The organism is Enterobacter sp. LM3 (assembly GCF_046622475.1).
In the GTDB taxonomy this organism is placed as follows: Bacteria; Pseudomonadota; Gammaproteobacteria; order Enterobacterales; family Enterobacteriaceae; genus Enterobacter; species Enterobacter cloacae_P.
Genome location: NZ_JBJURN010000035.1, coordinates 1 through 4,372, shown reverse-complemented (window position 1 = coordinate 4,372; position 4,372 = coordinate 1). Strand labels below are relative to the sequence as shown.

The following is a 4,372-nucleotide window of genomic DNA, read 5'->3' as shown; positions in this document are numbered from 1 at the left end:
AAAAAACCCGGTGACCTGACGGCGGATGAGAAGCGACTGGTCAGCAGCCTGGTAAGTATTGCGGGTGGTCTGGCGGGCGCTGCGGTGACGGACGGTAATCTCTCCATGGCGGCTGTGGGGGCAAATACTGCCCGTGTGGAGGTTGAGAATAACTCGCTGAGTGAACACAGTCCGTTTGAGCATGAGGAAGAAGAGCACGAAAAAGAGCTTGGCAATGGGCATATAAAAATTATCCCTATGAATCCAGGGCTGGAACCTGAACGGGATGAAGCCGGAAATCCGATCACTTATGCGCCAGGATTTGGAGTGCCTATTGGTTCTGCTGTTCGATTACCTTCTGGTTACACTCCTACAGGCCGTGGAGATGTGGTAGGTCCGAAAGGTGGCATGTATACCAATACAGGGAAAACAGACTCATCGGGTAACGCTATTTACAGTAATAATGGTAGTTATTATACTTTTGATAGCACGTCAAAAAATGGCACCCTATCTCCAAACCCAGCGAATCAGATTCGCCAGAACTATGATCAGGGAAAAGCATTCGAAGATAGCATTTATCAAAAATATTCACAGGGAATGACCGATTCAGCCAGAGAGGTTACAATCAAAACTGGAAGTGGGGTAAATGTTAGAGTGGATATTATGACGAAAGATAGTAGCGGAAATATTTTCTGTGTCGAATGTAAAAGCTCAGAGACAGCACCTTTAACGCCTAATCAAAAGATCGGCTACCCAGAAATAGAAAATAGTGGTGGTGTGATTACGGGAGTAGGCAAACCCGGATTTGATGGTGGGACAGTGATTCCACCAACAAAGATTGACGTGATAAGACCAGGCAAAGATAAAGGTTAAATATGTCAGTAGAAGACCTTAATAAAATTGATTTTATGGGGATCCCTGAAAATGAACCAGACGCTATCAGTCTGGCTATATCAGATCATCTGGCTTGGGGTGAGAACACAAATGATCATTTGTATAAGTTACAGGAAAAAATAAATTCATATATTGAGTTTATAGAAAGTGGGCAAATGGAAGAAAGTTTCCCTAAAGCTAAAGGGAAAACAAAGAAAATTATTGAGATTTACTTCAAAAATTCTCCGCCGAAAGATGTTCTGTTTTTCTTTGATAAAGTTGAAAGTGTTTTGGCTGGGATTAATGTAAAGCTACAGTTAAAGTAAGTATAGCTAATGTGATGTTTTTATTGTTTTATGAGCCTGCTTGTTCAGGCTCTATCTTTTATACCTTCTAAACACGCAGTCAGCGCGTGATTTCTGGACGAAAGGCAGCGCAGCGGCGGGATTACTGGCGGGCGCACTTGGCGGTAACCTGAAAGCAGGCGCGGCTGCGGGGGCGGCCCCTCTTCTGGCGTCTCTGGTCAAAGAGCAGAAAGACTCAACAGCCCGTGCTGCCCTGCACGGTATTGTGGCGGCGGCGCTGACGCAGCTGAGTGGCGGCCACGGCGCTGACGGCCTGAAGGCCGGAGCCATTGGTGCCATCACGGCCTCGGAGATGACCGGCCATCTGGTAAGTGCCCTGTATGGTGATAAAAAACCCGGTGACCTGACGGCGGATGAGAAGCGACTGGTCAGCAGCCTGGTAAGTATTGCGGGTGGTCTGGCGGGAGCTGCGGTGACGGACAGTAACCTCTCCATGGCGGCTGTGGGGGCTAATACTGCCCGTGTGGAGGTTGAGAATAACTCGCTGGGTGTTGCGCCTCCGGTTCCGGTGCCTGTTCCCGGGGTTCCGGTAAGCCCGGGAGATCAGGTCACCAAAAACGCCAATGACAAAATAGCGTCAGCTGTGGATGATCTGTTTGATGCGATTGATAAAGCCACTCAGTGTAGCTTTGGGCGTGCATGTTCTTCGGATGATTCAAATCAGGAATCGAAACCCAACGTTGCCGGTAACATGACGGATAACGAGAAGGCTGAATATGGTGGTGCTGGGTCAGGCTCTCCGACTCCACCAGAAAATGATCATGAAAAACAAGAAAGTAAGCCTGTTGATAAACTCAATCAAAAGCAAGAAAGTGCTATCAAGAAGATCGATAACACTATAAAAAATGCTTTAAAAGATCATGATATCACAGGAACGCTTAAGGATATGGATGGTAACCCTGTACCTAAGGAAAGCGGTGGATATTGGGATCACATGCAGGAAATGCAAAATACCCTCAGGGGCTTAAGGAACCATGCAGACACATTGAAAAATGTTAATAATCCTGAAGCTCAAGCGGCATATGGTCGCGCAACAGATGCTATCAATAAAATTGAATCAGCCTTGAAAGGACATGGGATATGATTACTTTCCGTAAGTTGATAGGAAAAATAAATTTAAAACCTGATTCTGTTCAGAAATCATCGCTTGAACAATGGTTTGAACGTGTCATTGATATACCAATAGAAGAGCTGTCCGTAGAAGATCTTTGTCGTGCTATTCGTCAGGATCTCTTTATCGACCAGCTAATGCCAAGAGTATTAAAAGTATTGGAGGAAGACCCATTGGCGGGAGAATATTACGATGGTGAACTCATTGCAGCTCTGGCAACAGTAAAAGTAGAGGATCTAAAAAATCATATGGACTGTTTTGAACAGGCTAAGATGATTATAAATAAAATAAATACTTCAGATATTGATAATGAATTAAGAAAAGATATATTGAAAATCAATAAAATAGGTACGTGAGAAAAAGTAGCTTGCTCTCGCAAGGTAATGGTGTGAACGTGTTCAGGCAAAAAAGGTGCGTCGGGGCAAAATATTGACAGCACTAAAGTGCGCCTGCGAGAATGAGTTGTAACCTTCTGACTGTACAGGGAAAATGCCAGGCTGCTCTCAATAACCGTGTCGGAAATAGTTGTTGTTGAGAATAACTCGCTGAGTCCTGGCCATGATGAGGAAGAGCTTGAAAAAGAGCACGGCGACCGCCTCCCAAAAGTTTATAATGTTGCCAGGCCTGGAGTGTTGTTTGACGAAGATGGCAAGCCGCTTCCTGGAACTGCTGGTCTTGGAATTGGGGCTGTTCCGATTAGGCCAGGTGGTGCTATTGAAGGTAAATCAGCCCCCAAGGTTCCACCTAAGTTACAACCGTTTACCAACCCCGCTCAAGGACCTGTCATTCCTGATGGGTGGTTAAGTAAGCCCGGTCGAACACCTGGAAGCTCAATTTACTATCCGCCAAATACAGATCCTAGTAACCCAGGAAGCACTTACATAAGGGTTATGCCATCTGGCTCAACTCCTGTACCCGGACTTGAGAACGGTTACTGGATATCTGTCAAAAATGGACAACCAATAAATCCTGCTACAGGTGGAACAGGGACTCGTGGAGAGACTCATGTACCATTACCATCAGATACTATGCCGCCAAAAAGGTAAGCTATAAATGATTACAATCGATGAACTTAGTGAATTTGAACAGTCGATATTTACTGGAGTTATTGTGGGAGTTGGATCTTTAGTTTTGCTATTTTCATCAGGTAGCAGAATTTTGATTCAATGTCCGTTCCAGTGCGGGGGAGAAAAGCATATCCAAAACGGGCATGGTGAGAACCTAACAACAAGTGTTCTTCTTTTCCCTACACTTAATCAAACGGTTTACTCGTGTTCCATGCTTGATGGCGAAGTATTAAGTCTATGTTTTAGTAATGAAGATAATATACGTATTATCCCTGAAAAGAATGGTTTTGAATCTTACGTAATTACAACTAGCCATGGGGATTATCCTGTGATCGCCCGCTAAGCAATATCTTGGCTGCCCAGCGAAAAGGCGAACCTGGGAAGCAGTTGTTGTGACGGAAACATAGCAGGCAAAGTTGGGTTTAATAAATTGAAAATAAAGATAAAAACTAATTTCATCGCAACAATCTGCGTCAGATAGAATTGTTGTGGAGAATAATTCTCTGTCCGCTAAAGATGAGAAGCAAAGGCAGGATGCGAAGTGGTCACTGCCGTACATCAAGGATGCGAACGAAAAAGCCAAGGCTGAAAAGCTGGTTGCAGACCTTGATGCGAAAGATAAAGCGTTCGATGTGGCACTGGACAACGCGTGCCAGAGGCTATCGTCATCAGCCTGCCAGGGTATGCGCCAGGAACTTGCCGCGATGGGCAAGAGCTATGATGAGCAAATGGACGGGCAGTATGTCGGCACAATGGGCAGTGTGTACAAGGAAGGGGCCGATAAAATAGCCGGGCAGTAGTGGCAGTATGCGACTGCGGATGCGAAAGCTCAGCGTGATGCCGATGTTCAGCATATAGCGCAGAACTGGGGAGTGAGCCCGGAAGCGGCAACAGCTACATGGTGGCGCTTTCAGGCAGTGCGGGTGGCAGCGGAAAAGGTGAAAACCGTAACCTGACGCCTGCCATCGGTATCGGCC

6 protein-coding genes and 2 pseudogenes are annotated in these 4,372 nt (G+C 45.8%); all 8 read left to right on the top strand.

The window, feature by feature from the left end:
• Positions 1–852, top strand: an 852-nt coding sequence (locus ACJ9N4_RS20635; protein ID WP_411500766.1) for a VENN motif pre-toxin domain-containing protein, incomplete at its 5' end; no start/stop codon positions are given.
• A gap of 2 nt (positions 853–854) precedes the next feature.
• Positions 855–1,178, top strand: coding sequence for a DUF6572 domain-containing protein (locus tag ACJ9N4_RS20630; RefSeq protein WP_395122146.1), 324 nt, complete (start codon positions 855–857; stop codon positions 1,176–1,178).
• Positions 1,179–1,509: 331 nt separating this feature from the next.
• Positions 1,510–1,695 (top strand): annotated as a pseudogene (locus tag ACJ9N4_RS20625) (VENN motif pre-toxin domain-containing protein); the annotation flags it as partial.
• 177 nt (positions 1,696–1,872) lie between these two features.
• A pseudogene (locus ACJ9N4_RS20620) lies at positions 1,873–2,301 on the top strand (ShlA/HecA/FhaA protein); the annotation flags it as partial.
• Positions 2,298–2,684 (top strand): contact-dependent growth inhibition system immunity protein, encoded by a 387-nt coding sequence (locus ACJ9N4_RS20615; protein WP_411500765.1) that lies wholly within the window; start codon positions 2,298–2,300, stop codon positions 2,682–2,684. The pseudogene ACJ9N4_RS20620 and the gene ACJ9N4_RS20615, both read left to right, overlap by 4 nt.
• 156 nt (positions 2,685–2,840) lie before the next feature.
• Positions 2,841–3,374: a hypothetical protein gene (locus ACJ9N4_RS20610; protein WP_411500764.1), complete on the top strand. Its 534-nt coding sequence runs from the start codon at positions 2,841–2,843 to the stop codon at positions 3,372–3,374.
• A 7-nt stretch (positions 3,375–3,381) separates the two neighbouring features.
• Entirely contained in the window at positions 3,382–3,738 is a 357-nt protein-coding gene (locus tag ACJ9N4_RS20605; RefSeq protein WP_395122148.1) for a hypothetical protein, read from the top strand.
• A 145-nt stretch (positions 3,739–3,883) separates the two neighbouring features.
• On the top strand, positions 3,884–4,195 hold the full coding sequence (locus ACJ9N4_RS20600; protein ID WP_395122149.1) for a DUF6862 domain-containing protein: 312 nt from the start codon (positions 3,884–3,886) through the stop codon (positions 4,193–4,195).
• Positions 4,196–4,372: the final 177 nt, after the last annotated feature.